This window comes from Gordonia sp. 11cp (assembly GCF_057767225.1).
The window spans coordinates 910,321-935,426 of record NZ_CM173437.1 but is presented as its reverse complement, the minus strand read 5'-3'; the positions used below and the strand labels follow the sequence as shown (position 1 = coordinate 935,426).

At 67.5% G+C, this 25,106-nt stretch carries 26 protein-coding genes and 1 pseudogene; 13 read left to right on the top strand and 14 right to left on the bottom strand.

The annotated features are described in order from the left end of the window. Window positions 1–66: 66 nt before the first annotated feature. Both AC3B6C_RS03950 and AC3B6C_RS03945 read left to right on the top strand, forming a co-directional pair. Window positions 67–558 (top strand): MarR family winged helix-turn-helix transcriptional regulator, encoded by a 492-nt coding sequence (locus tag AC3B6C_RS03950; protein ID WP_488375057.1) that lies wholly within the window; start codon window positions 67–69, stop codon window positions 556–558. Then, window positions 555–1,481 carry an SDR family oxidoreductase gene (locus AC3B6C_RS03945; protein WP_488375056.1) on the top strand — a complete coding sequence of 309 codons (927 nt, stop codon included), beginning with the start codon at window positions 555–557 and terminating at the stop codon, window positions 1,479–1,481. Before AC3B6C_RS03950 ends, AC3B6C_RS03945 begins: the two co-directional genes overlap by 4 nt. On the opposite strand, the gene AC3B6C_RS03940 is transcribed toward AC3B6C_RS03945, so the two are convergent. Beyond that, complete coding sequence (locus tag AC3B6C_RS03940) at window positions 1,475–1,990, bottom strand: DoxX family protein (RefSeq protein ID WP_010842731.1); 516 nt, start codon at window positions 1,988–1,990, stop codon at window positions 1,475–1,477. The two genes, AC3B6C_RS03945 and AC3B6C_RS03940, sit on opposite strands and share 7 nt — an antisense overlap. Window positions 1,991–2,097: 107 nt before the next feature. Next, the gene (locus tag AC3B6C_RS03935) at window positions 2,098–2,970 is read right to left on the bottom strand and encodes a siderophore-interacting protein (RefSeq protein ID WP_055474479.1); all 873 of its coding nucleotides are present in this window, start codon (window positions 2,968–2,970) and stop codon (window positions 2,098–2,100) included. Window positions 2,971–3,032: 62 nt separating this feature from the next. On the opposite strand from AC3B6C_RS03935, the gene AC3B6C_RS03930 reads away from it, so the two are divergent. Together AC3B6C_RS03930 and AC3B6C_RS03925 are read left to right on the top strand one after the other, a co-directional pair. Continuing rightward, entirely contained in the window at window positions 3,033–4,139 is a 1,107-nt protein-coding gene (locus tag AC3B6C_RS03930) for an enoyl-CoA hydratase/isomerase family protein (protein WP_488375054.1), read from the top strand. A 71-nt stretch (window positions 4,140–4,210) separates the two neighbouring features. Beyond that, a complete protein-coding gene (locus AC3B6C_RS03925) occupies window positions 4,211–4,987 on the top strand; it encodes an enoyl-CoA hydratase (protein ID WP_014928151.1) in 777 nt (258 codons plus the stop codon). Window positions 4,988–5,076: 89 nt separating this feature from the next. Here AC3B6C_RS03925 and AC3B6C_RS03920 read toward each other — a convergent pair whose 3' ends face one another. Next, complete coding sequence (locus tag AC3B6C_RS03920; protein ID WP_010842735.1) at window positions 5,077–5,964, bottom strand: LysR substrate-binding domain-containing protein; 888 nt, start codon at window positions 5,962–5,964, stop codon at window positions 5,077–5,079. Window positions 5,965–6,056: 92 nt separating this feature from the next. Here AC3B6C_RS03920 and AC3B6C_RS03915 point away from each other — a divergent pair, with 92 nt between their 5' ends. The 4 genes from AC3B6C_RS03915 to AC3B6C_RS03900 are packed head-to-tail and all read left to right on the top strand — an operon-like array spanning window position 6,057 to window position 9,559. Then, on the top strand, window positions 6,057–7,295 hold the full coding sequence (locus AC3B6C_RS03915; protein ID WP_488375053.1) for an acetyl-CoA C-acetyltransferase: 1,239 nt from the start codon (window positions 6,057–6,059) through the stop codon (window positions 7,293–7,295). Further along, the gene (gene pcaD / locus AC3B6C_RS03910) at window positions 7,292–8,059 is read left to right on the top strand and encodes a 3-oxoadipate enol-lactonase (protein ID WP_488375051.1); all 768 of its coding nucleotides are present in this window, start codon (window positions 7,292–7,294) and stop codon (window positions 8,057–8,059) included. The genes AC3B6C_RS03915 and pcaD overlap by 4 nt, the downstream gene beginning before the upstream one ends. Continuing rightward, complete coding sequence (locus AC3B6C_RS03905; RefSeq protein WP_488375050.1) at window positions 8,056–8,889, top strand: CoA transferase subunit A; 834 nt, start codon at window positions 8,056–8,058, stop codon at window positions 8,887–8,889. Before pcaD ends, AC3B6C_RS03905 begins: the two co-directional genes overlap by 4 nt. A gap of 10 nt (window positions 8,890–8,899) precedes the next feature. Continuing rightward, window positions 8,900–9,559 carry a 3-oxoacid CoA-transferase subunit B gene (locus AC3B6C_RS03900; RefSeq protein ID WP_488375049.1) on the top strand — a complete coding sequence of 220 codons (660 nt, stop codon included), beginning with the start codon at window positions 8,900–8,902 and terminating at the stop codon, window positions 9,557–9,559. A gap of 5 nt (window positions 9,560–9,564) precedes the next feature. On the opposite strand, the gene AC3B6C_RS03895 is transcribed toward AC3B6C_RS03900, so the two are convergent. The 8 genes from AC3B6C_RS03895 to AC3B6C_RS03860 form a co-directional block, all read right to left on the bottom strand. Continuing rightward, on the bottom strand, window positions 9,565–9,936 hold the full coding sequence (locus AC3B6C_RS03895; protein ID WP_488375047.1) for an allophanate hydrolase-related protein: 372 nt from the start codon (window positions 9,934–9,936) through the stop codon (window positions 9,565–9,567). Window positions 9,937–9,959: 23 nt separating this feature from the next. Further along, window positions 9,960–10,655, bottom strand: a complete 696-nt coding sequence (locus AC3B6C_RS03890) for a GntR family transcriptional regulator (RefSeq protein ID WP_488375046.1) — start codon at window positions 10,653–10,655, stop codon at window positions 9,960–9,962. Then, window positions 10,652–11,515 carry a hypothetical protein gene (locus tag AC3B6C_RS03885; protein ID WP_488375044.1) on the bottom strand — a complete coding sequence of 288 codons (864 nt, stop codon included), beginning with the start codon at window positions 11,513–11,515 and terminating at the stop codon, window positions 10,652–10,654. Before AC3B6C_RS03885 ends, AC3B6C_RS03890 begins: the two co-directional genes overlap by 4 nt. Continuing rightward, window positions 11,512–12,909 (bottom strand): allantoinase AllB, encoded by a 1,398-nt coding sequence (gene allB, locus AC3B6C_RS03880; RefSeq protein ID WP_488375042.1) that lies wholly within the window; start codon window positions 12,907–12,909, stop codon window positions 11,512–11,514. Before allB ends, AC3B6C_RS03885 begins: the two co-directional genes overlap by 4 nt. Window positions 12,910–12,962: 53 nt before the next feature. Further along, entirely contained in the window at window positions 12,963–14,009 is a 1,047-nt protein-coding gene (locus AC3B6C_RS03875; RefSeq protein ID WP_488375041.1) for an ABC transporter substrate-binding protein, read from the bottom strand. 67 nt (window positions 14,010–14,076) lie between these two features. Further along, complete coding sequence (locus AC3B6C_RS03870; RefSeq protein ID WP_488375040.1) at window positions 14,077–14,829, bottom strand: ABC transporter permease; 753 nt, start codon at window positions 14,827–14,829, stop codon at window positions 14,077–14,079. Window positions 14,830–14,933: 104 nt separating this feature from the next. After that, window positions 14,934–15,692, bottom strand: coding sequence for an ABC transporter permease (locus AC3B6C_RS03865; RefSeq protein ID WP_488375039.1), 759 nt, complete (start codon window positions 15,690–15,692; stop codon window positions 14,934–14,936). After that, window positions 15,689–16,510, bottom strand: coding sequence for an ABC transporter ATP-binding protein (locus AC3B6C_RS03860; protein ID WP_488375037.1), 822 nt, complete (start codon window positions 16,508–16,510; stop codon window positions 15,689–15,691). Before AC3B6C_RS03860 ends, AC3B6C_RS03865 begins: the two co-directional genes overlap by 4 nt. A 284-nt stretch (window positions 16,511–16,794) precedes the next feature. Between AC3B6C_RS03860 and AC3B6C_RS03855 the strand changes: the two genes are divergently transcribed. From AC3B6C_RS03855 to catC, 4 genes are all read left to right on the top strand, one after another. Continuing rightward, window positions 16,795–17,751: a LysR family transcriptional regulator gene (locus AC3B6C_RS03855; protein ID WP_488375034.1), complete on the top strand. Its 957-nt coding sequence runs from the start codon at window positions 16,795–16,797 to the stop codon at window positions 17,749–17,751. Next, window positions 17,748–18,851: a mandelate racemase/muconate lactonizing enzyme family protein gene (locus AC3B6C_RS03850; protein ID WP_488375033.1), complete on the top strand. Its 1,104-nt coding sequence runs from the start codon at window positions 17,748–17,750 to the stop codon at window positions 18,849–18,851. Before AC3B6C_RS03855 ends, AC3B6C_RS03850 begins: the two co-directional genes overlap by 4 nt. A gap of 63 nt (window positions 18,852–18,914) precedes the next feature. Beyond that, on the top strand, window positions 18,915–19,781 hold the full coding sequence (gene catA, locus AC3B6C_RS03845; protein WP_488375029.1) for a catechol 1,2-dioxygenase: 867 nt from the start codon (window positions 18,915–18,917) through the stop codon (window positions 19,779–19,781). Further along, entirely contained in the window at window positions 19,781–20,062 is a 282-nt protein-coding gene (gene catC, locus AC3B6C_RS03840; protein WP_488375027.1) for a muconolactone Delta-isomerase, read from the top strand. The genes catA and catC overlap by 1 nt, the downstream gene beginning before the upstream one ends. 227 nt (window positions 20,063–20,289) lie before the next feature. Here catC and AC3B6C_RS03835 read toward each other — a convergent pair whose 3' ends face one another. Both AC3B6C_RS03835 and AC3B6C_RS03830 read right to left on the bottom strand, forming a co-directional pair. Next, entirely contained in the window at window positions 20,290–21,366 is a 1,077-nt protein-coding gene (locus AC3B6C_RS03835; RefSeq protein ID WP_488375024.1) for an IS110 family RNA-guided transposase, read from the bottom strand. A gap of 395 nt (window positions 21,367–21,761) precedes the next feature. Then, on the bottom strand, window positions 21,762–22,931 hold the full coding sequence (locus AC3B6C_RS03830) for a metallophosphoesterase (RefSeq protein ID WP_488375023.1): 1,170 nt from the start codon (window positions 22,929–22,931) through the stop codon (window positions 21,762–21,764). A gap of 116 nt (window positions 22,932–23,047) precedes the next feature. Between AC3B6C_RS03830 and AC3B6C_RS03825 the strand changes: the two are divergent. Continuing rightward, window positions 23,048–23,887, top strand: a pseudogene (locus AC3B6C_RS03825) (sulfurtransferase); the annotation flags it as partial. Here AC3B6C_RS03825 and AC3B6C_RS03820 read toward each other — a convergent pair. Continuing rightward, window positions 23,799–25,103 carry a fatty acid desaturase family protein gene (locus tag AC3B6C_RS03820; protein WP_010842746.1) on the bottom strand — a complete coding sequence of 435 codons (1,305 nt, stop codon included), beginning with the start codon at window positions 25,101–25,103 and terminating at the stop codon, window positions 23,799–23,801. The pseudogene AC3B6C_RS03825 and the gene AC3B6C_RS03820 sit on opposite strands and share 89 nt — an antisense overlap. Between the last annotated feature and the right edge of the window lie 3 nt (window positions 25,104–25,106).

Below are 25,106 nucleotides of genomic sequence, written 5' to 3'. Positions count from 1 at the left end.
CATACATATGTAACGTACACATGCAAATCGGACAGTAGATTGTGTCCGTCGAGGGATGGAGGACGAATGTCGGAGGAGCATGCGCCGTGGCAGTCGGCGGTGCATCGTGATCTGGCGCAAGAGCTGCTGCGGATGTCACGGCGTCGCAGCCTCGTCCATCCGGCCGCCGGACTGGAACGATCGGCGTTCGCCATCCTGTGGGTGCTCTCCGATGGCAGGCCACGCACTCTGAGAGAGCTCACCGCCGAGCTCGGCCTCGAGCAGTCGACCGTCAACCGCCAGGTCAACGCGGCCATCAAACACGGTTACGTCGAGCGCTTCGAGGTCGAGAACTCACTGTCGAAGCTGATCCGCCCCACCGAGGAGGGCAGCAAGGCCTTCCGGCGGGACGGGCTGCTGCGCGCCCAACGGCTCGAGCAGGTCTTCGCCGACCTCGATCCGGGCACGCCGCAGGCTCTCCTGCACGAACTACGGGCCTTCAACGACGCCTACGAACGCACCCAGCACCGGCACGGCACCACCGACAGCGTCGACCCCTACAAGAAGGGTCTGGGGTGACCGTGGGCGGGACATACGCGGTGACCGGATCGGCGTCGGGCATGGGGGCGGCGGTGGCGCGGTCGCTGCGGGCCGAGGGTCACACGGTCATCGGCGTCGACCGGCAAGACGCGGATGTCGTCGCCGACCTGTCGACGCCGGAGGGTCGCCACACGGCGGCGGCAGAGGTCATGGCCAGGGCGGGCGGCACGCTCGACGGTGCGGTCCTGGCCGCTGGGATGGGCCCGGCCAAGGGGCGCGAGCGGACGATCGTCGAAGTCAACGTCCTCGGTGTCACGGAGCTGCTGACTGCGTGGCGCCCGGCGCTGGCTGCTGTGGACAACGCGAAAGTCGTTGTCTTCGGCTCGAATTCGACGACGGTCACGCCGCTGGTGCCGGGTGGTGCGGTGCGCAGGCTGGTCAACGGTGACGCCGAGGGGGCCACCCGCGTGATCCGCCGCCGACGGGGTGTCACCGGGCCGGTCGCCTACGCGTCGTCGAAGATCGCGGTGACCCACTGGTGCCGACTGCACGGAACCGCACCCGAGTGGGCGGGAGAAGGAATCCGGATCAACGTCATCGCACCCGGACCGGTGATGACCCCACTGCTGCAAGCCCAGCTCGACGGCCCGCAGGCCGACAGCGTGAGATCCTTCCCGGTCCCGGTGCGCGAGTTCGGGACGCCGGAGCAGCTCGCCGCGTGGGTGATGCTCATGCTGTCGCCCGCGGCCGACTTCATGGCGGGCGCGGTTATCACCGTCGACGGCGGCACCGAGGCCCTGATGCGGGCCCGGTCCTGGCCGAGGCCGCTTCCGGTCCAGGGGATCCCGAAGCTGCTGTGGGCGATGTATCGCGCCCCCAAGAAGGGCCAGGTCGCGCGGTACCGGGAAGCCGCCGCGGACGACGGGCGTCCGGCGGCGTCCTCGGATGGAGTCGTCTACTGAGGCCGGTGGAAGAGCGCGAGTTGCGCCCCGGCCGCGGTCAGCCCGACTCCGGCCGCCACCGCAGCCGCTTGTCCCGACGTCAGTTTGGTGTCGATGCCGAGTGCACGATCCACACTGAAACGTCCCGGACCGATGGCCGCGAGGGCGATGGCCGCAACCGACAGGTTGGCGACGTATTCCCACCCCTCCGACGTGATGAAGAATCCGTTGGGCTGGTGCACCGAGCGGGCGGCGACCGCCATCGTGCCGACGATGGCGGCCGAGGCGAGGGGAGTGCCCGCACCCGCGACGACGGCGGCACCCGAACCGATCTCGACGACGGCCGAGGCCTGGGCCTGCAGTTTGGGCTGCTTGAACCCGATCGAACCGAACCATCCGGCGGTTCCGGCCAGGCTGCGAGCGTGTTTGACCCCGTGGGCGATCATCGTCCCGCCGATTGCAGCGCGCAGGAGCAGCTGTGCGGCAGTGTGATTCGAGGTCGGTCGCGGGGTTGTGAACAGGCGCGCCACTTCGGGATCCTTCCGGCGATGGGTAAGCCACCGGCGGCAGCTTCGGCGAGAACTACAAGCAATTATCTAACTATATACCTCAGCCGCGCCGGACGGCTCGTCCGGTCTCACAGTCCCGCCCGTTCGAGCGCTTCGTCGAATTCCTCTGAGGCCTGCTTCTCGCTCTTGCCGTCGGCGAGCGCCTCGCGGTAGACGGCGAACAGTTCGGCGCCGTGTTCGGCGTAGGCCCGCGTCCAGCGTTCGGCGTCGACACGCCAGTAGCCGATGACGTCGTAGGACCGGCGGTCCCAGCGAAGGTCCCCGCGTAGGTGCTTGCGCACCGCGCGCGACTCCGCGGCCTCGCCGGCGAACCAGCAGTAGGCGCCTGAGGTCGGCAGGTCGAGGCCGCAGACGGTGTCGGCGAGCCGGCTCGGGGTGCGGGAGTTCCCGCCCACGAGGGTGATCAGCTCGACGTCGCGCTCGGGCAGGTACGACAGTTCGGTCGGAGCGGGCACCTCGACCACGGCGGTGACCCCGTCGGTCGAGGGCAGTTCGTCGAGGATCCGGGCCAGGGCGGGGAGTCCGGCGAGGTCGGCGGCGAGGACCAGGCGCTCGACGCCGGCGGGTGGTGCGTACCAGCTCCGGGCGTGCGTCATCACCACGTCGTGCCCTGCTTCGGCGCGCTGCGCCCACAGCGTCGCGGGTCCGGCGGCGTGGATGACGAAGTCGACGACCATCGTGCCGGCGGAGTGGTCGACCGAACGGATCGAGTAGTTCCGGCCATCGGGGGCCGGCTCGATGTCGTAGTAGGCCCACGTGCCGTCGCGACATTCCATATCCGGTGTGACACGCTCGGGTTCGTGTGGGAAGTAGATGCCCACGGCTTCGTCGGCGCCGCCCGGTAGGCCGAGTCCTGGCAGATCGGTCACGTCGAAGACGATGCGACGCAGATTGGGCGTCAGGTCGGCGACGTCGGCAACGCGTGCTCTGGAATAGCCCATGAGGTAACCCTAACCTGACTGTGGCCGAACCTGACTTGGGGCTGGACCCGGGTTACTAGGATATGCAACCATCTGAGGAGCCTGTCGGTGTGGAGAGGAGTTCGTCCGTGTCGGAACCATCGGTCTTGACGGAGAAGAACGGGTCGGCGCGGTCGCTGGTCCTGAACCGTCCGAAGTCCATCAACGCGATCGATCACGAGATGGTCGGCTCGATGGCCGAGCACCTCGAGGCCTGGGCGGCCGATGACGCGGTCGAGGCCGTCGTGCTCTCGGGAGCCGGCGAGCGTGGGCTCTGCGCCGGTGGTGACATCGTCGCCATCCATCGCGATGCGGCCGCGCTGAGCGGGAATCCGGGGTCGACCGACACCGAGGCCGAGCAGTCGCCGTCGGCGAAGTTCTGGTTCGACGAGTACCGGCTGAATGCGCTGATCTCGGGCTATCCCAAGACGTACGTCGCCATCATGGACGGCATCGTGATGGGCGGCGGTGTCGGGGTGTCCGCGCACGGCGACGTCCGCGTCGTCACCGAGCGCACGAAGCTCGCGATGCCCGAGGTGGGCATCGGGTTCGTGCCCGATGTCGGTGGCACACATCTTCTCTCACGCGTTCCGGACGGACTCGGAACCTATGCCGGTCTCACCGCCGGCCACCTGCGCGGCGCCGATGCCCTCGCGATGGGTCTGGCCGATCATTTCGTGCCATCGGAGTCGCTGCCGGCGTTCCTCGCCGCGATCGGCGAGTCGGGAGTCGAGGCGGCACTGTCCGCGCACGCCGTCGACGCGCCGGCCTCCGAACTCGCCGAACACCGTGAGTGGATCGCGGAAGCGTTTGCGGCCGACTCTGTCCCGGAGATCATCGAACGATGCCGCGCGGTGGGTTCGCCGTTCGCCGACAAGACCGCCGACGCGATCGCCGCGAAGAGCCCGACCGCGCTGGCGGTCACGCTGCGGTCGCTGCGCGAGGCGGCCGGTGACGCGACCCTCGAGGACTCGCTCGTGCGCGAATTCCGCGTCTCGGTGCGCTGCCTGCTGCATCCTGACATGGCCGAGGGGATCCGAGCCCAGGTCATCGACAAGGACCGCAACCCGAAGTGGGCTGCGTTCTCCGAGGACGCCGTGGACGCGTTCTTCGCGCCGCTGCCGGGCGACCTCACGTTCCCGACCGTCTAAACCGAGACCTTCCCCGGGTGGGGGTCAGCCCGTAACATCCCGCCCGTCATCGAACCGAAAGAGGACTCACCGTGACCGAACACCAGACCATCGTCGTCGAGACCAGCGGCCGGGTGGGCATCATCACCCTCAACCGCCCGAAAGCGCTGAACGCGCTCAACACCGAGTTGATGAACGAAGTGGTCGGCGCCGTCAAGGAGTTCGACGTCGACCAGGGGATCGGCGCCATCGTGATCACCGGTTCGGAGAAGGCGTTCGCCGCGGGCGCCGACATCAAGGAGATGTCATCGAAGTCCTACGCGGATGTGGTGAACGAGCAGTTCTTCGGCGCCTGGGATGAGCTGTCGCGGGCGCGTACGCCGATCATCGCCGCGGTGACCGGCTACGCCCTCGGCGGCGGCTGCGAACTCGCGATGCTGTGCGACACCATCATCGCCGGCGACAACGCCGTCTTCGGTCAGCCCGAGATCAACCTCGGCGTCATCCCCGGCATCGGTGGTTCGCAGCGCCTCACCCGCGCCGTCGGCAAGGCCAAGGCGATGGACATGGTGCTCACCGGCCGGCAGATGAAGGTCGACGAGGCCGAGCGTCTGGGCCTGGTCTCGCGGGTGGTGCCCAAGGAGGACTGCCGCGCCGCCGCGATCGAGGTCGCCGAGGTCATCGCCTCGAAGTCGCTGATCGCCGCCGCGGCCGCCAAGGACGCGGTCAACCGTGCCTTCGAGTCGAGCCTGGTGGAGGGTGTCCGCGCCGAGCGCGCGCTGTTCTACTCGACGTTCGCGACCGACGACCAGACCGAGGGCATGGCCGCCTTCGTCGAGAAGCGGGACCCGAACTTCACCCACCGCTGATCCGAAACATTCGCAAACCCACCCTTTTTCGGTATTTCCACCCCCTATGTGGTGGGTGGAAATACCGAAAAAGGGTGGGTTTGCGGCGTTCAGGAGAGGGTACGCAACACCGCCAGGGCCCGGTCGACGAGTGGGGTTCGGCGCCCGTCCGGGAACGCCACGGCCAGTTCGACCTCCTCGGGGGCATCGAGCGGCCGGTACACGACGCCGGGTACGCCGAGCGCCGAGGTGGGTTCGGGGACCAGGGCCACCCCCACCCCGGCGGCGACCAGTGTCAGGAGCGTCGACGTCTCCTCGACCTCGTGCCGGATGTTCGGGACGAAACCCGCGCGTCCGGCGGCGGCCGACAGGACGCCGTGCATGAGCGACTTCCCGCCGCCCGCATGCACGACGAAGTCGTCACCGGCCAGCAGTGCGAAGTCCACGGTCGCATCCGGTGCGCCGTGGGCGAGCCGATGATCGTGAGGCAGTGCCACGATGAGGCGGTCGCGGCGGATCGATTCGACCTGCAGGCCGGTCGTGTCCATCGGGACGCGCAACAACGCGAGGTCGATGTCCCCGGACGCGAGCGCGGCGATCTGGGCGGGTGCCAGCATCTCGCCGCGCACGCTGACGTCCACGTCGGGTAGTTCGACACTCAGGGCGCGCACCAGCGCGGGCAGCAGCGAATAGGTCGCCGAACCCACGCACCCGATCGCGAGGTTGCCCTGGCGTCCGTCGGCGATCCGTTGCGCCTGCCGTGTGGCGGCGTCGACCGAGTCCAGGATCGCTTCCACTCGCTGCAGGTAGTCCGCACCCGCGGGGGTCAGTTCGACGCGACGCGTCGACCGGACCAGCAGCGCGACCCCGAGCTCGTCCTCGAGTTGGCGGATCTGCTGCGACAGCGGTGGTTGGGCCATGTGGAGTCGCTGCGCGGCCCGGCCGAAGTGCAATTCCTCGGCGACGGCGCGAAAGTACCGCAGATGGCGGAGCTCCATACCGCCAGTGTAGTCGTTTGATATCTATTGCATATCAAACTCTGCGATACGAGTACTTCTCCATATCGACGACAGTTCCTAAGGTGGAGCGCATGGCTCCTCTCACCATGGACGCGGGTTCCGATGTCGTCGTCTGTTCGCCGCTGCGTACCCCGGTCGGGCGCATGGGTGGTGCGCTGGCATCGGTTCCCGTCACCCGGCTGGCGACCGACCTGCTTCGCGTACTCGCGGAACGCACCGGGCTCGGCGAGGGCGATGTCGATGACGTGATCCTCGGGCAGGGTTACGCCAACGGAGAGTCACCGGCGCTCGGCCGGATCGCGGCGCTGGATGCCGGCCTCGGTGTCGGAGTACCCGGAATGCAGGTCGATCGTCGCTGTGGTTCCGGCCTGCAGGCGATCCTGACCGGCGCCGCAGCCGTGGCGACCGGGGGTGCCCGCCTCGTCGTCGCCGGCGGTGCCGAGTCGATGTCGACCGTCGAGCACTACGCGCTCGGCCTCCGGTCGGGGATCAAACAGGGCGGCGTCGAACTCCGCGACCGTCTCGATCGCGGGCGTCTGACGGCCGGCGGCGAGTCGCACCCGGTTCCGGGCGGGATGATCGAGACCGCCGAGAACCTGCGTGCGAGATACGGCATCTCGCGGACCGAGCAGGACGCCCTGGCGGCCCGTTCGCACGAACGGGCGATCGCGGCTCACGACAGCGGACATTTCACCGACGAACTGGTGCCGGTCACCATCCCGGGACGGCGGGGCCGGCCGGACACCGTCGTCGATCGCGACGAGCACCCGCGGGCCGACGCGACCGCGGAATCACTCGCCGCCCTGCGTCCGATCCGAGTCGGCATCGACCCCGACTCGACGGTCACGGCCGGGAACGCGTCCGGCCAGAACGACGGCGCGGCCATGTGCGTGGTCACCACGCGCGCAGAGGCAGAGCATCGCGGGATCGAACCCCTTCTGGCGCTGCGCTCCTGGGCGGTCACCGGGTGTGAGCCCGCGACCATGGGCATCGGTCCGGTCGGGGCCACCGCCGCCGCACTCGAACGCGCCGGCCTCACGCTCGACGAGATCGACCTCATCGAACTCAACGAGGCATTCGCCGCCCAGGTGCTCGCCTGCCTCGCCGAGTGGAAGATCGACCCGACCGACGAACGGCTCAACCCCAACGGATCCGGCATCTCCCTCGGCCATCCCATCGGTGCCACCGGTGCGCGCATCCTCGCCACCGCGGCCTACGAAGCCCGCCGCCGCGACTCCCGGTACGTCCTGGAGACGATGTGCATCGGTGGCGGACAGGGTCTCGCGGCGATCTTCGAGGCGATCCGATGAGCGTGCAGGTCCATGCCGTCGTCACCGGGCGACCCGACGGGCCGGCGGTCGTGCTGTCCAATTCACTGGGGTCGACGCACCGGATGTGGGACGCCCAGATCGCCGCGCTCGAAGAGCGGTTCCGGGTCGTACTCTACGACACCCGAGGGCACGGCGATTCGCCTGTGCCACAGGGCCCGTACTCGATCGACGAGCTGGCCGACGACGTGATCGCCCTGCTGGACCGCCTCGACATCGAACGCGCACACCTCGTCGGCCTCTCGCTCGGCGGGATGACCATGATGCGCGTCGCCGCGCGTGATCCCGAACGCGTGGACCGCCTGGCCCTGCTGTGCACCGCGGCGTACCTGCCGCCCGCACAGGGCTGGACCGACCGTGCCGCGCTCGTGCGCGCCGACGGCACCTCGGCGGTCGCCGCGGCCGTGGTCCAGCGGTGGTTCACCCCCGGATACCTCGCCGCGAACACCGAGGCGCGACAGGGGTACGAAGCCATGGTCGCCGCCACCCCGGCCGAGGGATACGCGGCCTGTTGCGAGGCGGTCGCCCTGATGGATCAGCGGCCCGACCTGCCGTCGATCATCGCGCCCACGCTCGCCATCGCCGGCGCCGACGACCCGGCCACCCCGCCGGATCTGTTGCGCGAGATAGCCGACGCCGTGCCGCACGGTCGACTGCTCGTCGTCCCGGAATCGGCTCATCTGGCCAATGCGCAGCAACCCGACATCATCACTCCCGCACTGATCGAACACCTGGAGCAGCCATGAGCACTCTCGACAGCTCGGCCACGACGACGGTCGTCGACCGTCCCGGCGGCCCGACCAAACTCGCGGCGTCGGCGGCACACGCGGTGGCCGACATCCCCGACGGCGCGAGCATCGCGGTGGGCGGCTTCGGGCTGGCCGGCATCCCCGGCTTCCTCATCGACGCGCTCCTCGAGCAGGGTGCGGCGAACCTGACCATCGTCTCCAACAACTGCGGAACCGACGGCGCTGGCCTGGGATTGCTGCTGGAGGCCCGTCGCATCGACCGGGTCGTCGCGTCCTACATCGGGGAGAACAAGGAGTTCGGGCGCCAATTCCTGTCCGGCGAGGTCACCGTCGAACTGACCCCGCAGGGCACGCTTGCCGAACGCATGCGCGCCGGCGGAAGCGGGATCGGGGCGTTCTTCACCCCCACCGGGGTCGGCACGCTCGTCGCCGAGGGCGGGCTGCCCTGGCGCTACCACTCCGACGGCACCATCGCGGAGGCGTCGCCGCCCAAGGAGGTCCGGACCTTCCACGGTCGCGAGATGGTGCTCGAGGAGTCGATCGTCACCGACTACGCACTCATCCGGGCCGCGGTGGTCGACACCGACGGAAACTGCCGATTCCACGCTGCCGCACGCAATTTCAACCCGCCGGCAGCAATGGCCGGGCGCATCACGATCGTCGAGGCGGAGAAGGTGGTCGAGGTCGGCGAACTCGGACCCGACGAGATCCATCTGCCGGGCATCTTCGTGCAGCGGATCGTCGAACTCGCCCCGGACCAAGTTGCGCGCAAGGGGATCGAGAAGCGCACCGTCCGTGAACGTCCCACCGCATCGCCGTCAGCCTAGGAGTGTCGACATGACCTGGACCCGTACCGAGATGGCCGCCCGCGCCGCCCGTGAACTCACCCCCGGCGACTACGTCAACCTGGGAATCGGGCTGCCCACCATGATTCCCGACCTCATGCCCGACAACTCCGGTGTCCACCTGCACGCCGAGAACGGCATCCTCGGCGTCGGACCGTTTCCCTACGACGACGAGGTCGACCCCGACCTCATCAACGCCGGCAAGCAGACCGTGTCGGTGTTGCCCGGAGCGTCGTACTTCGATTCGGCGACGAGTTTCGCGATGATCCGCGGCGGTCACGTCGACGTCGCGGTCCTCGGTGGCATGCAGGTCGCGATGAACGGCGACCTCGCCAACTGGATGGTGCCGGGTGCACTCGTCAAGGGCATCGGCGGCGCCATGGACCTCGTCAACGGTGCAGGCCGGGTCATCGTGCTGATGGACCATGTCACCAAGAATGGTGAACCCAAGCTGCTCGAGGGCTGCGCTCTCCCGCTGACCGGGCGCGCCGTGGTGAGCCGGGTCATCACCGATCTCGGCGTGTTCGACATCGCCGGAACGGGATTCGACGTCGTGGAGTTCGCCCCGGGCGTCGACCTGGGGATCGTCGAGGCCAAGACCGGTGCACCCGTCACCGACCGGACGGCGGGCTACGCAGCGGCCGGGGTGTAGATCGCCTAGATGGTGATGCCGAGGTGCTCCCGCCAGCCGCCGGCGACGGTGATCTCCTGGGCTTCCATGTCCACCGGCTCGCGGCGGCAGACCATACTCAACGAGTGAGATCCGTTCTCCAACTGGACCACTGAGAGCTCGAGCTCTTCCGGTTCGCGGGGAAGCAGGTCACGGTACAGGTCGGCGTACGTCACTTCGTACAGTTCACCCGGCACGTGCCAGCCCTCGTCGCCGTCGGCGGTGCACAGCCCTGGGAACTCGTCGTTGAACGAGTAGAACCGGTACTTCGCCGCTGTCCGCGTCGGGCCTCGGAACGTCGCGTTGACCAGCGCATCGTTCAACGGCCCGCCGCGCATCGCCTGTCCGTTGACGAACATGCAGACAGTGTTCTGTTCCCGACTCATTCGTGGTTTCCTTCCGGATGGGTGTGGTCGTGCGGACCGGCGGATTCGGTTGCCCGGATCGCATGTACGCGTTGGGCTTCCCGTGCGCGCGTGAGGTCGCCGCTGGACAGGTCCTGCAACAGCTGATGATGTTGGGCGATGGGGTCGATACCGGGTTGCTGTACGTAGTCATCCGACGGATACAGGAATGTCTGCCGTTCGATGTATCTCGAGGTGAAGGCGCTGAAGGCAGCACGGTTGATCGCGTTGTGCAGGTCGAGGTGTGCCATCGCGAACTGCGGGCTGCCGACACCGTGCTGGTGGTAGGCGTCTCGGAGTGGTTCCAGCAGCTCGTAGAGCGATTGCCAGTCGACGGTGCCGGCCTTCTCGGTGAGCAGTTCGGCTGCCACCTGATCGAAGGCGATGCGTATCTTGTGCAGTTCGGCACGGGTCTCGTCGTCGACCGCGGCGACGATCATCTGTCCTCGGCGTACCCGCACCACCAGACCGTCGCTGACCAGGCGTTGGAGCGCTTCCCGGATGGGGGTTCGACTGATCCCCAGTTCCTGCCCGATCTGCTCCTCGACCAACCGGATCCCCCCGACGAGCTCGCCGGTCGTGATCTTCTGTCGCAGATAGAGATACACCCGCTCCCGGGCATCGGTCGCCTCGTAACCGAGGGACGATCCCAGCATGATGTCGCCACCGTTCATCTGAAGAGCTCCTTGATCAGCGCCGCCCGGCAGGCGTTGGTAGTACGTTGCATGTAGACGCCCGACATCACCGGCATACCAGCTGACAGCGCGATTCGTTGCAGTTCGGACACGCGATTGTTCAGGTCGAACAGGCTTGCCTCCAGTTGGAACATCGTGTCGAGGTCGAAGCCGAACGGCTGCTCTTCGGACTCGTCGGTCTCACCCCAGGTCGTCGTGTTCACCACGACGAGGCGCCGGAGACCCGACAGGGCCGCGTGCAGATCGCCGGCGGCCACGACTCGCGCGCGGTAGGTCTCCGGCCAGTGTGACAGCTGTTCCGGCCGCCGGGCCGCACCGACGATCTCGGCATCAGGCCAGAGCCGCATCACGGCGGCTGCCACCGAGTTCGACGAGCCACCCGATCCCAGGATGACGATGTGCGATGGCGGGGTCCCGCCCGAGAGTGCTTGCAGCGCAGCCTCTGCTGCAAAGGTGTTCGTGTTCACGCCGACCGAACCACCGCCATGCCGGACGACCGTGTCGATGACCTCGGTGAGCTTCGCACTGTGCGTGACGGCATCGACCTGCGTGGCGACTTGCTGCTTCCACGGGCTGAGCACCAACGCGAGATGCCAATCAGGATCGTCGAACAGGACTTTCGGTTCGTCTGCGTCGGAGACGCCACCGATCGTCAGTCGTTCTGCTGCCAGTGCGTCGTGCAGCAGGCTCCCGCGGACCGCCCGGGCGGCCGTCGTTCCCACCCCCGACAACCTGACCGCGTCCGAGGCGCCCAAGTGTGCGTCGGCGGAGGCGGCCGCACGGAATTCGGCGATGCAGTTGGCGACCGCCTCGGCGCGGATGGCGTGACCGTCGGTCATGATCGACCCTGCCCGACGGCACCGACCACTGCGCGAGGTGCCACTGCGCGGGCGGGGGACACCTGCCGCCCGTGGCGTTCCCGGGTGAGTTCTCCCTGCGCGTAGATCTCCTGACCCCGTAGATAGGTCGCCTGGATCTCGCCGACGACCGTCCATCCGTCGTACGGCGTGACATTGTGACGGGAATGCAGGGCGTCGGCCGAGAGCTTGTGTTCCTTCGCCGGGTCGACCAACACTAAGTCGGCGTCGAAACCGGGTGAGAGCTGGCCCTTTTGGGCCATCGACCACCGTCGTGCCGGGGTGTACGAGCACAAGCGGGCGATGTCCTCATACGTCATCCGGCCCTCGGCGCTCGCGGTGAGCATCAGGGGCAGCATGGTCTCGACCCCGATGAACCCGCCGAAGGCCTTCCACACATCGGTTTCGGCCTGCTCGTCGCATGTGTGCGGGGCGTGATCGGTGGCGATCATGTCGATCGAGCCGTTGGCGATCCCGTCCCACAGGGCGGTGACATCGGAGCGTGGGCGAATGGGGGGATTGAGTTTGATCAGGTTGCCGTAGGTCTCGTATGCGGTGTCATCCAGGAGCAGGTGGGAGACCAGCACCTCGGCAGTCAGCTCGTGCCCTTCTGCGCGCAGGGCCCGCACACGTCGCAACCCCGCGGCCGTCGAGAGGTGGTGGATGTGGAGTTTCGTTCCCGCCGCCGATGCGAGCGTCGCGATCCGGGTGACGGCCTCGACCTCGATGAAGTCGGGACGACTCAGCAGGTGCGCGCGTGGGTCGGTCCGTCCGCTGGCACGGAGACGCTCGCCGAGCAATCGCAGGATGTGGTCGTTCTCGGCGTGGACGCCCACCACGAGATCGGCTGCATGGGCCGCCTCGAGTCCCCGGAAGATCGCATCGTCGGTGGGACAACGGTTGTCGCCAGTCGTTTGCCCCATGAAGAGCTTGAGACCCATGGCGCCCAGCTCGGCCATCCCGGCTATGTCAGCCGAGTTGTCCTGGCCGATCATCCCGTAGAGGCCGAAGTCCACGTTCGCCTTCGGACTCACCATGTCCAGCTTCGACCGGAAGAGTTCAGCAGTTGTCACCGGGGGGTAGGTGTTGGGCATGTCGACGACGGTCGTGACGCCGCCGGCAGCGGCGGCCCGTGTCCCGGTGTAGAAATCCTCCTTCTCGGTCATTCCCGGCTCTCGCAGGTGGACGTGCACATCGATCAGACCGGGGAAGACCAGCAACCCCGTGGCGTCGACAACGCGTGCTGCGGGCGTGACGAGATCCTGACCGACCGCGACGACCTTGCCGTCGCGGATACGGATGTCCACCTGGGCGCGGCCATCGTGGGAGATGACCGTGCCTCCTGTGACGACGATGTCACCGGTGTTGTCGTACATGTGTTTCCTCCGGGTTGTGTGCGAGATTGGTGCGGGCGCGACGAGTGTCGGGATCAGGCGGTGAAGGTGAGGGCCGGATCGTCCTGGTGAACCTGCTGAATGATGCTGAGGTCGAACAGGTCCTCGACGGACAGGTTCATACCGCCCTTGGCGACGGCCCGGGCACTCTCTTCGGCCTGTGCCTCGGTGATGGAGATGGGTTGGCGGTGCGCTCCGTAGTCGGTGATCAAGTCGTTGCCCACGATCGCGGCGGCGTACTCCTTCGCCGGGTCGAGCCCGAGATCTTTTCCGTACTGGTTCACGGTGAGGTCGGTGGCGTACTGCGGTTCGGCGAGAACATCGAGCCATCCCCGGATCTCGGCCCGCAGGAAGCCCACGAGCGCATCGCGGTTGGTTTCGATGTTCTCGGTCGTGGTGATGTACGTCTGGCCCACCTGGGGGTATCCGGCATCGGTCAGGGTCAGCGTCGTGACCTCGAAACCCTTCTGCTGCAGATCGATCACCTGGTTGTTGAGGAATCCGAGATAGGCGTCGAACTCTCCTGCCGTTATCCCGATCGGGTTGCCCTGGACCGGGATCGTACGGAATCGGCTCTCGTCGAGACCGACCGACTTGATGAAGTTCTCCCAGATCGGTTGTGCCGACGACGCCACGCCGATCGTCTTCCCGTAGATGTCGTCGACCGACGCTATCGGGTTGTCGGCCATCGACAGCAGGCATCGGGCGTTCTTCGGGTACAGCGCACCGATGATCTTCAACGGCGCGCCCTTGTCGATCGCGGCACCCACCAGCGCAACCTGCGACACCCCGATCAGGGCGCGGTCCAGGACGTCGGATTCGATGGGCGGCGCAGTCGGCCCACCGGGGATGAGCTCGACGCCACTGAAACCCTCCTCGATGAAGTAACCCTTGCTGTCGGCGACGTACGCGCCGGCGAACTGTGAGTTGGGAACGAATGCCAGGCGTTGCGACGCAATGCCGAGTCCGCTCGCGCCGCCGTCTCCGCTGCTGCACGCGGCCAAGACCGGGGCCGCTGCCGCCAGACCTGCCAGGGTGGCTGCACCGCCGAGGAACCTTCGCCGGCTGAATCCGTTGTTCACTGGTTGCTTCCTTTGTGTCGTGGGAATCCGAGAGTCGGGGGTGATTCGAACGAGGTGTGACAGATCGTCACTGCGACAGGGACAATCGCGCGTTGACCGCCTTCTCGGCGATTCCGGCGATGTTGTACAGGGCGATACACGTGACCGTCAGGATGGCCACCGCCGCCCAGAGCCGGTCGAACTCGAAGGTGTTGGCGTCGCTCAGCATCTGGCCGCCCAGTCCTTCGCCCGAGGCCAGCCACTCGCCCAGGAGCGCGCCGATCACACTTGTGGTCACCGCGATGCGCGCGGCCATGATCCACGTCGGAACAGCGTGCGGTAGAGAGACTTTGCGAAAGATCGCCCACGGCGATCCGCCGAATGCGCGGCACATCAGTACATCGGATTTCGGGGCCGTGTGAATCCCCTGGATCATGAGGAGCAGGGCCGGAACGAACACCACGACGGCTCCGATGACAGCCACGCCCAGGGTCTCCCGCCCGAAGATCAACACGAGAATGGGTGCGAACGTGATGGTGGGGATCGTGCTGAGTGCCGTGACCGTCGGCAGGAACATGTCCTCCAGGATCCTGGTGAAGTAGAAGACCAGGGTGACCGACGCGGCCGCCCCCATACCCAACAGGTAGCTGAGCGCGGCGTTGCCGAGGGTGTGAGTCAGGCTCTGCAGGATCGAGTTCCGGTGCTCGGCGGCCGCATCATCGGTGATGAGATACTGCCAGATGTCGAGTGGTGTCTTGGCCACGAACGGGCTGACGTCGATGACTGCGATGAAGGCGGTCCAGATCGCCAGGATAGCTACGACCGACACAGTGAAGGTCACGAGACTGCCGGCGACTCGATGCGCAACACCACGGGACCGGCTCTGCCGCGGAGCCGCAGGCGGTTTCGGTGTGACCGGGGATGGCGTACTTTTCACTGTGATCGTCACGTCAGACCTCGATTCGTGCTGGGAGCCCATGGGGTGGCGAGGCGTTCGACGACCGCCAGGAGGATGAACAGGACGCCGGTGAGCAGCGCCGCGATGGCTGCGAGCGCCCAACTCCGGGTGACGTCGCTGCCCTGCTGGGCCACGACCAGGGCAGCTCCCAGACCGCGTTGCTGACCCATGAGCTCACCGACGATCGCGCCCAGAAACGCGGCGGGGATCGCGATCTTCAACGCCGTCAGCATCCGGGGGAGGGCAGAGAGCAACTGTGCCTTGCGAAGCACCATCATGCGGTCTCCGCCGTAGGCGCGGATGACGTTCTCGGTGGTCTTGTCGCTGCTCTTGAGGCCGCTCACGGTCGCAACGAGAGTCATGAAGAACACCGAGATCGCCGCCATGATGATCGCCGCGGCGTCGCCGCTGAACAGTGACGCCATGATGGGCGCGATCGCGACCAGGGGGACACATGCGGAGGCGATCCCGATCTGCATGGCCACGGTCTCCAGCCGCGGGACGGCCACGACCAGGATCGACAACCCCACGGCCGCCAGGTTGCCTGCGGCATAACCCAGTCCGGCCGACTGCAAGGTCGCCCAGATGTGGATTCCGTAGAACTCGAAACCATCGCCGATCATGCGCTCGACGATGTCGGTGGGTGGCGCGATACCCGGACCGAGGACCCCCGTCATCCCGGTGATCTGCCACGCCGCGAGCAGGATCAGGGCACCGATGGTCGGCTTGACGGCGCCGTGGGTCACGACGCCCGCTCCACGACCAGCGGCTGGCCGGTCGCGCGGGTGCTTCGTTCCGACTCGAACACGAGCGCCGTGATGTGGTCGACGTAGTCGTGGAATTCCCTCGTGCGCATGAGTTCCGGAGTGCGGGGCCGAGGGAGATCGATCGACACGACCTCTTGCACCCGCCCGGGGCGAGCGCTCATGACGAAGACGGTGTCGGAGAGGAAGACGGACTCTGCGATCCCGTGAGTGACCATGAGCGTCGTGGCCGGACGCTCGGTCCAGATCCGGAGGAGCTCGATGTTCAGTCGCTGCCTGGTCATGTCGTCCAGAGCCCCGAAGGGCTCGTCGAGCAGCAGAACCCTGGGCCGTACCGACAGCGCACGGGCGATCGCGACCCGTTGCCGCATCCCTCCGCTCAACTGGTGAGGGCGCGAGTCGGCGAAATTGGACAACCCGACCAACTCGATCAGCTCGTCGATCAGCTCGTGATCGGGCTTCTTGCCCGCCACCTCGAACGGCAGGCGGATGTTGGTCCGGACCGACCTCCAGGGCAGCAAGGCGGCTTCCTGAAAGGCGATCCCCAGGTGATGATGCTTGCGCATGTCCGCAGGTGTCTCGCCGTGCACCAGTACCGTGCCTTCGTCCGCGGTCTCCAGGCCGGCGAGAATCCGGAGAATCGTGCTCTTGCCGCATCCGGAAGGTCCGAGGAGGGTCACGAATTCGCCCTCGCGGCTGGTGATGGTCACATCGTCGAGCGCGGTTGTGTGTGAGGTCCGCGTCCTGAACGTCTTGCTCAGGCCGCTGATGTGGATCCCTGGTGCGGTCGGTGCGGGCACGAGCCCTCCTCATGGACGTTGCTTGCTTCGTATCCAAACTTGTGTCCAAGTCTCTGGGGTGTTTGTTGCCGGTGTGTGACGCTGCGCGTCACGCAGGTAAACAGTTCAACCCGGCCGATGGCGGCCTCGCTTGCCGGCCTCGGTCCAGCCGTCGGCGTTGATTGATCGATGTCATCGATCAATCCACCCAATTTGTGTCTTTGTCATGTATGGATCGGCGATCTACCGTGAGACGTGTCCGCGGTCACAGCCGCGGTGGGTCGATCGGCGAGACGAGGCGGGTCATGGAACTACGGCACTTGCGGTATTTCGCCGCGGTGGCGGACACCTGCCATTTCGGCCAGGCGGCGGAGTCATTGCATGTGGCGCAACCCGCGCTGTCGTACGCCATCCGGCAGCTCGAAGCCGAACTCGATGTCACGCTCTTCACACGGACCACTCGGCAGGTGTCGCTGACCCCGGCCGGCCAGTACCTCAGAGTCCAGGCCGAACGGATCCTCGCCGGCGTGGACGAAGCCGTGGACGGCGTGCGTCGGATCGCCGCCGGCCGCAGCGGTCTCGTCCGGGTCGGCATCACCGGTATCGCCGCCTTCTCCCACCTTCCGCGTATCGCACGAGTCGTCAAGCGCGAGTTGCCCGACGTGGATCTCCGTATCCGGTCCGACATGCTCACGCCGGGGCAGTGCGATGCCCTGCGGGCAGGCAGCCTCGACCTCGGGGTGCTCCGCCCGCCGGCGATCGGTGAGGGCATTGCGACGAAGGTGATCGATGTCGAGCCGATGGTGCTCGCGGTGTCGGTCGATCACCGCCTCGCCGTCGAACCCGTGGTCTCGGTCGCCGACCTTCGCAACGAGCCGTTCGTGCTCTACGACAGCCGGGACTCGGCGGTCAACGATGCCGCGGTGCGTGCCTGTCGCGCAGCGGGTTTCGTTCCGCATCGGGCTCACCAGGCGCCGGGTACCGCTGTGCTGCTGGCGCTGGTCGCCGCCGGCCTGGGTGTCTCCCTGCTGCCGGCCTCGGTGCGTTCACTGCCTCTCGACGGCCTCGTGGTGCGCGACCTCGCCGACGCCGACACCGTCGAGGTCGCACTCGCGTGGAGGTCGGGCGCCGACGACCCGGTCGTCGCCGCGGTCGCCGAGGTCATCGCCGGCGCCTTCGCCCCCGATCCCGGCGAGACCCAGCTCGCCGACCATCGTTCCGTGAGCGCCCGTCCGGGTGCGCGATCTGGAGAGACATCGTGAAAATCACTGCTGTGGAGGCGATACCGTTCGCCATCCCCTACGGGAAGCCGCTGCGGTTCGCCTCCGGTGAGGTGCACGCCGCGACCCACGTGCTGGTCCGGGTGCACACCGACGCCGGGGTGGTCGGCGTCGCCGAGGCGCCGCCCCGGCCCTTCACCTACGGGGAGACCCAGGACGGCATCATCGCCGTGATCGAGGGCATCTTCGCGCCTGCCGTCGTCGGCCTCACCCTGCTCGAGCGTGAGGTCGTCGCCGCCCGGATGGCCCGGACGATCGGCAATCCGGCCGCGAAATCGGCTGTGGACATGGCGATCTGGGACGCGCTGGGCAAGGTTCTCGGACTCCCGGTCGGCGACATGCTCGGTGGCTACACCGACCGGATGCGGGTCAGCCACATGCTCGGTTTCGCCGAGCCGGCCGCGATGGTCGCCGAAGCCGAGAAAATGGTCGACACCTACGGGATCCGCACGTTCAAGGTGAAGGTCGGGCGTCACCCCGCCTCCCTCGACACCGCGGTCGTCCGCGCGCTCCGCGAGCGGTTCGGCGGCGACGTCGAACTGTACGTCGACGGCAACCGGGGCTGGTCGGCCGCCGAGTCCGCGCGAGCCATGCGGGAGATGGCCGACCTCGATCTGTTGTTCGCCGAAGAGCTCTGTGACGCAGCAGATGTGCTCGGCCGGCGCTGGCTCGTCGAACAGCTGGCGGTGCCGTTCATCGCCGACGAATCGGTGCCCACCCCCGCCGACGTCACCCGCGAGATCCTCGGCCGGTCGGCGACCGCCATCAGCATCAAGACCGCACGCTCGGGGTTCACCACGTCGCGCCGCATCCACCACCTCGCCGAGGGCCTGGGCGTGCCGGTCGTCATGGGCAACCAGATCGACGGCCAGGTCGGGACGGCCTGTGCGCTCGCGTTCGGCAGCGCCTTCGATCTGACCTCGCGTTACGCCGGTGAGCTGTCGAACTTCCTCGACATGAGTGACGACCTGCTGGCCGAACCGCTGCAGATCCGTGACGGCCACCTGCACCGCTCGGCCGCGCCGGGCATCGGTTTCGAGATCGATCCGGACAAGCTCGAGCAGTACCGCACCGACAACTGAAAGCACCGCCCCCCAACACCTCTCGTGGCAGCCCCACGAACCCGGAGCAACAAGGAGAAGGACATGACCACCACCGAGCATCCCCAGCAAGTCGCCACCGCCGCCGCGTCCGGCGCCTCGGCGACCGAGCGGTTCCACGCGGACAAGTCGCCGTTCGAGGCCGTCAAGGATACTCCGCCCGAGCGTGTCTCCACCCTCATCAACGAGGTCCTCGCCGGCGTGCACGAGACCATCCGCAAGCACAAGGTCACCTACGACGAGTACAACGCCCTGAAGGCGTGGCTCATCAACGTCGGTGAGGACGGGGAGTGGCCGCTGTTCCTCGACGTGTGGGTCGAGCACGTCGTCGAGGACGTGGCCACCGAGCACCGGCAGGGCAACAAGGGCAGCATCGAGGGCCCGTACTACGTCCCGGACGCACCGGAACTCGGCGCCAAGGGCACCCTCCCGATGCGCGACGACGAATCCGGCGATCCACTCCTGTGGACCGGTCAGGTCCGGTCGTGTGATGGCACCGCACTGGCCGGCGCCACGGTCGAACTCTGGCACGCCGACGACGACGGCTTCTACTCCCAGTTCGCCCCGGGGATCCCGGAATGGAACCTCCGCGGCACCTTCACCGTCGACGACGACGGCCGGTTCGAGATCACCACCATTCGGCCCGCGCCGTACATGATCCCGACCGACGGCTCGTGCGGGAAGATGATCTCCGCGGCCGGCTGGCATCCGTGGCGTCCCGCGCACCTGCACCTCAAGGTGTCGGCGCCGGGCCACGAGCAGCTCACCGCGCAGCTGTACTTCCCGGGCGACCCGCACAACGACGACGACGTCGCCAGCGCCGTCAAGCCCGAACTCGTGCTCGATCCGCAGGCCGACGGCAAGGGTGGCTACACGGTCTCCTACGACTTCGTGCTCGACCCGGAGAAGTGATGCTGTTCCACGTACGGATGGACGTCTCCATTCCCGACGATCTCGACCCCGACGTGCGGGCCGACACCGTCGCGAGGGAGAAGGCGTACTCCCAGGATCTGCAGCGGGCGGGCAAGTGGCCGCACATCTGGCGGATCGTCGGCGAGTACTCCAACTTCTCGATCTTCGACGTCGAGTCGAACGACGAACTGCACGCGCTGCTGTCGGGCCTGCCGCTGTTCCCGTACATGCAGATCAAGGTCACCCCGCTGGCGACCCATCCGTCGGACATCAACGGCTGACCCGCCCTGCTCCCTAATCCGAGAGAATCACACACCCACTGGTCCACCCGCTCCCTGAGGAGCGCCCGGAGCTTGCGGAGGGCGCGTCACGAAGGGTTCGGCGACCGAGGCTGCTAAAACCCTTCGTGACGCTCGCAAGCTCGCTCCTCAGGGATCGGGGGTTCTTTTCGTGGTCCACGTCGGCCGCCAGGCCGCAGACCCTGAGGTGCGAGCGAAGCGAGACGGTCCTATAGCTTGTCAAGGGTTCCGAGGTCGGTGGTGAGGTCGCGGAAGACTTCGCGCGCGATGTATCGCTTGAGGCAGCGGATGATGTCTTTCTTCGTTTTGTGTTCCGCGGAGCGACGTTCGACGTAGGCGAGGGTGGGTGGATGGGATTTCATGCGTCCGACCGCGATCATGTGCAACGCGCTGTTGGCTTGACGGTCTCCGCCCCGGTTGAGTCGGTGCCGGCTGGTTTTGCCTGAGGATGCCGGGAGCGGTGCAGCGCCGACGAGCTTGGCGAACCTGGCTTCGCTACCCATCCGCTCGACGTTGTCACCGGCGGTGAGCACCAGGCGGGCGGCGGTGACCGGACCGATCTGCGGGCGCGACAACAGCGTCGGCACCACGGTGGTCAGCAATCGTTGCAGTTCACGGGTCAACGAACGGACCTCGGTCTGGGCGAGTCGGTGACGGTCGAGCAACGACCGCGCCGCGCGCACGAACGCCGCGGCCGGCGTGGACAGATCGGCCTTCTCCGCCGGTACAGGCAGGCCCTTGATGAACGCTGCTCGCTTGGCGGTGGTGCGTGCGTGGCGGGCCTGATCGGCGAACTCGGCGGGTGCGGTGGTGCACAGATCACGGATCTGGTTACCGATCCGGGTGGCCTCGTCGACAGCCGAAGTCCTTGCCACGGTGAGCCTTCGGACCGATTCGACCGCGCCGCGGGTGTCTTTGGCGACCGCGGTGGCGCGGCCGGTGATGACCGCCATCGCCGCCGCGTAGGCATCGAGTTGATCGGTCTTGCCCTGGGCGTAACGGCGCGGCAGGTCTGGGGCGTTGACCTCGATCACCGCCACACCGTGATCGGTGAGCATGCGGGTCAACCCGGCCCCGTAGGAGGCGCTCGATTCCACCGCGGCGGTCTCGATCCGGCCGAAGCCACACGCCCACTGCCACAATTCGGTGCAGCCGGCGGTGGTGGTCGGGAACTCCCGATCAGCCAGCGGTCGGCCGTCAGTGGCGACGATCGCGGCGTGGTGGGTGCGTTGATGGGTGTCGACACCGAGTACGACCACTTGCGTCGTCACTGCTGTCTCGGTCATCGTGGTGATGTCTCCTTCACACTCGTGTGGTGGATGACCTCACCGGGGCGGGTGGACAGGACAGTGAAGAGTCACGGCCCACCAGCCAGACAGGGTCCTAATCAGGTCACACCCGCCCCGGCCCTCACAGGTCACATGGCGCGGGTAGCCGACCGAGGATTCCGGCCGACACATCTCGCTCATGACAGCACCGTCAGCCACGAAGGGTCGAATTCTCGTCCACCTCACCCTGATCGAAGGGCATATTGCCCTTCGACGATGCTCACGTGGACGAGAATTCCCGAATCGCGCGGCACCATGCCGTCATGGCTGGACCGATCGCCGTAGGCGATCCGATTCTCGGGACAGATGGCCTCGACGGACCCTTCGAGGCTCGTCGCTGTCGCTCCTCGCACTCAGGGAGCAGGCGACGCCGATCGCAGGGTGAGCATCGTGATCTCCGGCGGGGCGAGGACCCGTACCGGGGGACCCCACGCCCCGGCGCCGCGGGTGGTGTACACGGCGGTGTCACCGACCTCGTCCAGGCCGGTGACGGTCGGCTGCTGGGCGCGTACCAGATAGCGGATGGGCCACATCTGCCCGCCATGGGTGTGGCCCGACAGCTGCAGGTCGACACCCAGATCGGAGGCCTCGAAGGCCTGCCGCGGCTGGTGGGCGAGCAACAGGACGAAGTCCTCGGCTGACGAACCCGACAGGGCGGCAGGCAGATCCGGTTCATACGGTTCCGGGGCGGTGTAGTCGTGGACCCCGGCCAGCTGGATCGTCGCGCCGTCGACCTCGAGGGGCACCCGGGCGTTGCGCAGCGTCCGCACGCCGAATTCTTCCCAGACGTCGAGCCACCGACCGCCGTCGTCGGCGTAGTACTCGTGGTTTCCGCTGACACCGAAGACGCCCAGCGGAGCCCGGAGATCGGCGAGCGGTTCGAGGGTGTCGCGGACGTACGGGATGGTCCCGTCGGTGAGGTCGCCGACGAGGACGACGAGGTCGGGCTTTTCCGCATTGACCTGATCGACGACGCGTTGCGTGAACGATGCGTCGCGGGCCGGACCCACGTGCAGATCCGACACCACGGCGATGCGCGTGCCATCGAACTGCGCGGGCAGTCCCGGCAGGGTGGCGTCGACGTCGACGACCTGCGGCCGGGATGCCTCGAACACCCCGTAACCGGTGATGGCGAGAGCGAGGACCACCACCGTCGCGGTGGCACCGCGGAGTCGGCCGAGCCGGCGGGCCGCGAGCGCGGGGGTGTCCTGCACACCCGACCGGCGTCGGCGGATCGACCGGACGACGTGCGCCGCGAACGAGACGAGGCCGATCACCGCGAGGCCCAGGAACAGATAGAGGACCGCCGCCATCCACACGAGGCCGACGAAGGCGAACGGCCGTGACCACGACGGGTCCACCGAGCGTCCGGCGGCGAAGCCGACGAGGACGAGTGCCCACAGCATCACCAGCAGTATGTCGGCGATGATCGACCACGGTCGGGGAAGTGCGGTGGCCCGGACGATGCGCCGGTGCAGCCAGAAGGTGATGAGTCCGAAGACGACGGCGGAGAACAGCGCCACGAACGGGACCCCCTGTTGTTGACGATGCTGTCGATGTCGACAGCGTTGACGTGAGTGCCCGGACTCGGGCGGTTCGTCCCATTCTTCCATCGCGGCCCGTTGGTACCCTCGCCGCCATGAGCGACGTCGTCATCGATCCACTCGACCTGGCCGAGATGCTGCTGGCGACGCCGCCGGTGCTGCTGGACGTGCGCTGGCAGTTGGGCGACTTCGACGGCCGGCGTGCGTATCGCGAGGGTCACATCCCCGGCGCGGTCTACGTCGACCTCGACTCCGAACTGGCGGCCCCGCCGTCGGGCCCGGTCGGCGGACGACACCCGCTGCCCGCCGTCGCCGACCTCCAGGACGCGGCCCGGCGATGGGGGATCGACGACGGCGTGCCGGTGGTGGTGTACGACGACTCCGGAAATCTCGCGGCCGCCCGCGCCTGGTGGCTGCTGCGCTGGGCCGGGATCGCCGACGTGCGACTCCTCGACGGCGGTCTGGCGGCATGGCGTGCCGAGGGCCTGCGGACGACGACAGGCGACGGCGGTCGGCCGCGACCCGGCAGAGTGACGCTCGCCGCCGGGCACCTGCCGGTCGCGACGATCGACGACGTGGCGGCCGGGCCGGAACACCTGCTCGACGCCCGCGCCGCCGAACGTTATCGGGGCGAGTCCGAACCGGTCGACCCGCGCGCGGGTCACATCCCCGGGGCCATCAGTGTCCCGACGGCGGACAACGTCGACGCGTCCGGGCGCTTCCGTCCGGCCGATGAGCTGCGGCGGCGATTCGCGGGTGTCGGCCTCCACCCGGAGACCGCGTCCGGCGCGGTGGTCTACTGCGGTTCCGGGATCAACGCGGCGCACCAGATCGCGGCGCTCGCCATCACCGGTATCGACGCAGCGCTGTTCCCGGGCTCGTTCTCGCAGTGGGCGTCGGACCCGCAGCGACACGTTGTCGAGGGTGACCGGCCAGGGCACTCCGGAGACCGGTCCGTCGGCCGACTCCCGGACTGACGCTGTCCACCGTCGGGACCACGGAGCGGAATCGCTGTTCCGAACCGGTCTCCGGGGCGTCGTGTGACGAACGACGGAGGAATCGGTCGGGGAGAGCCAGTTTGTGAACGGTGCGGAGCGCGAGCAGGTACTGATGTGCCAGGGAGCCCGTGGTGTAGGGAAGGTCGTAGCGCTCGCACAGCGCCTGCACGCGACGGGAGATCTGACGATAGCGATTGCTGGGCAGGTCGGGAAACAGGTGGTGCTCGATCTGATAGCACAGGTTGCCGCTCATGAACGCCATGACCGGTCCGGCACGAAAGTTCGCGCTGCCCAGCATTTGTCGTAGATACCAGAGCGGCCGGGTCTCGGATGCGAAGTCGCTCATGGTGAACTTCTCGGCGCCGTCGGGAAAATGTCCGCAGAAGATCACCACGTACGCCCACAGGTTGCGGAGCACGTTCGCGGTGAGGTTCGCGGTCATGGTCGAACGGAACGCGGGTCCGGTCAACGCGGGGAAGACTACGAAGTCCTTGAGGAGTTGCCTGCCGATCTTGCGGGAGAACTCGCGGCGGCTTCGCGCCCGTGGGGCCGGCAGTCTCGCGGGTGCCGCTTCCGCCGCCGCGGCCTCTCTGGCCTTCTCCGCGTCGAGGTCGTGCCTGGCGATGCCCCACTCGAATGTCAGTGCCAGCACGATGTTGGCGAGCGGTTGCAGCGCGTTGATCGGTCGCCATGGGACGTCGCGGGTCATGCGGATGACGCCGAATCCGATGTCGTCGTCCATTCCGACGATGTTGGTGTAGACGTGATGGGAGTAGTTGTGTGCCTGCTTCCACTGGGCGGACGGCCCGACCTGGTCCCATTCCCACTTGGCGCTGTGCAGTTCGGGATCGTTCATCCAATCCCACTGCCCGTGCATGATGTTGTGGCCCAGTTCCATGTTCTCGATGATCTTCGCGCATGCGAGCAGGCCCGTTCCGACGATCCATGCCGGCCGGCGTCTGGAGAAGACCAACACCGCCCGTCCGGCGACCTCCAGCGATCGCTGCAGCGCGACGGCGCGGTGGATGTAGCGCGCATCGCTCGCGCCCCGATCGGCTTCGACGTCGGACCGTATCGAGTCCAGTTCGCAAGCGAGCGAATCGATGTCGGCGTCAGAGAGGTGTGCGTACCCCGCGATGTCGGTGATGGCCATGTC

Coding starts and splice junctions, on each gene's coding strand:
- pcaD (WP_488375051.1), top strand. CDS start 7,292: ATGAGCGTGCAGGTCCATGCCGTCGTCACCGGGCGACCCGACGGGCCG.
- AC3B6C_RS03935 (WP_055474479.1), bottom strand. CDS start 2,970: ATGGGCTATTCCAGAGCACGCGTTGCCGACGTCGCCGACCTGACGCCC.
- catA (WP_488375029.1), top strand. CDS start 18,915: ATGACCACCACCGAGCATCCCCAGCAAGTCGCCACCGCCGCCGCGTCC.
- AC3B6C_RS03895 (WP_488375047.1), bottom strand. CDS start 9,936: ATGTTCGTCAACGGACAGGCGATGCGCGGCGGGCCGTTGAACGATGCG.
- catC (WP_488375027.1), top strand. CDS start 19,781: ATGCTGTTCCACGTACGGATGGACGTCTCCATTCCCGACGATCTCGAC.
- AC3B6C_RS03835 (WP_488375024.1), bottom strand. CDS start 21,366: ATGACCGAGACAGCAGTGACGACGCAAGTGGTCGTACTCGGTGTCGAC.
- AC3B6C_RS03900 (WP_488375049.1), top strand. CDS start 8,900: ATGACCTGGACCCGTACCGAGATGGCCGCCCGCGCCGCCCGTGAACTC.
- AC3B6C_RS03905 (WP_488375050.1), top strand. CDS start 8,056: ATGAGCACTCTCGACAGCTCGGCCACGACGACGGTCGTCGACCGTCCC.
- AC3B6C_RS03890 (WP_488375046.1), bottom strand. CDS start 10,655: ATGAACGGTGGCGACATCATGCTGGGATCGTCCCTCGGTTACGAGGCG.
- AC3B6C_RS03950 (WP_488375057.1), top strand. CDS start 67: ATGTCGGAGGAGCATGCGCCGTGGCAGTCGGCGGTGCATCGTGATCTG.
- AC3B6C_RS03820 (WP_010842746.1), bottom strand. CDS start 25,103: ATGGCCATCACCGACATCGCGGGGTACGCACACCTCTCTGACGCCGAC.
- allB (WP_488375042.1), bottom strand. CDS start 12,909: ATGTACGACAACACCGGTGACATCGTCGTCACAGGAGGCACGGTCATC.
- AC3B6C_RS03920 (WP_010842735.1), bottom strand. CDS start 5,964: ATGGAGCTCCGCCATCTGCGGTACTTTCGCGCCGTCGCCGAGGAATTG.
- AC3B6C_RS03885 (WP_488375044.1), bottom strand. CDS start 11,515: ATGACCGACGGTCACGCCATCCGCGCCGAGGCGGTCGCCAACTGCATC.
- AC3B6C_RS03930 (WP_488375054.1), top strand. CDS start 3,033: ATGCAACCATCTGAGGAGCCTGTCGGTGTGGAGAGGAGTTCGTCCGTG.
- AC3B6C_RS03915 (WP_488375053.1), top strand. CDS start 6,057: ATGGCTCCTCTCACCATGGACGCGGGTTCCGATGTCGTCGTCTGTTCG.
- AC3B6C_RS03855 (WP_488375034.1), top strand. CDS start 16,795: ATGGAACTACGGCACTTGCGGTATTTCGCCGCGGTGGCGGACACCTGC.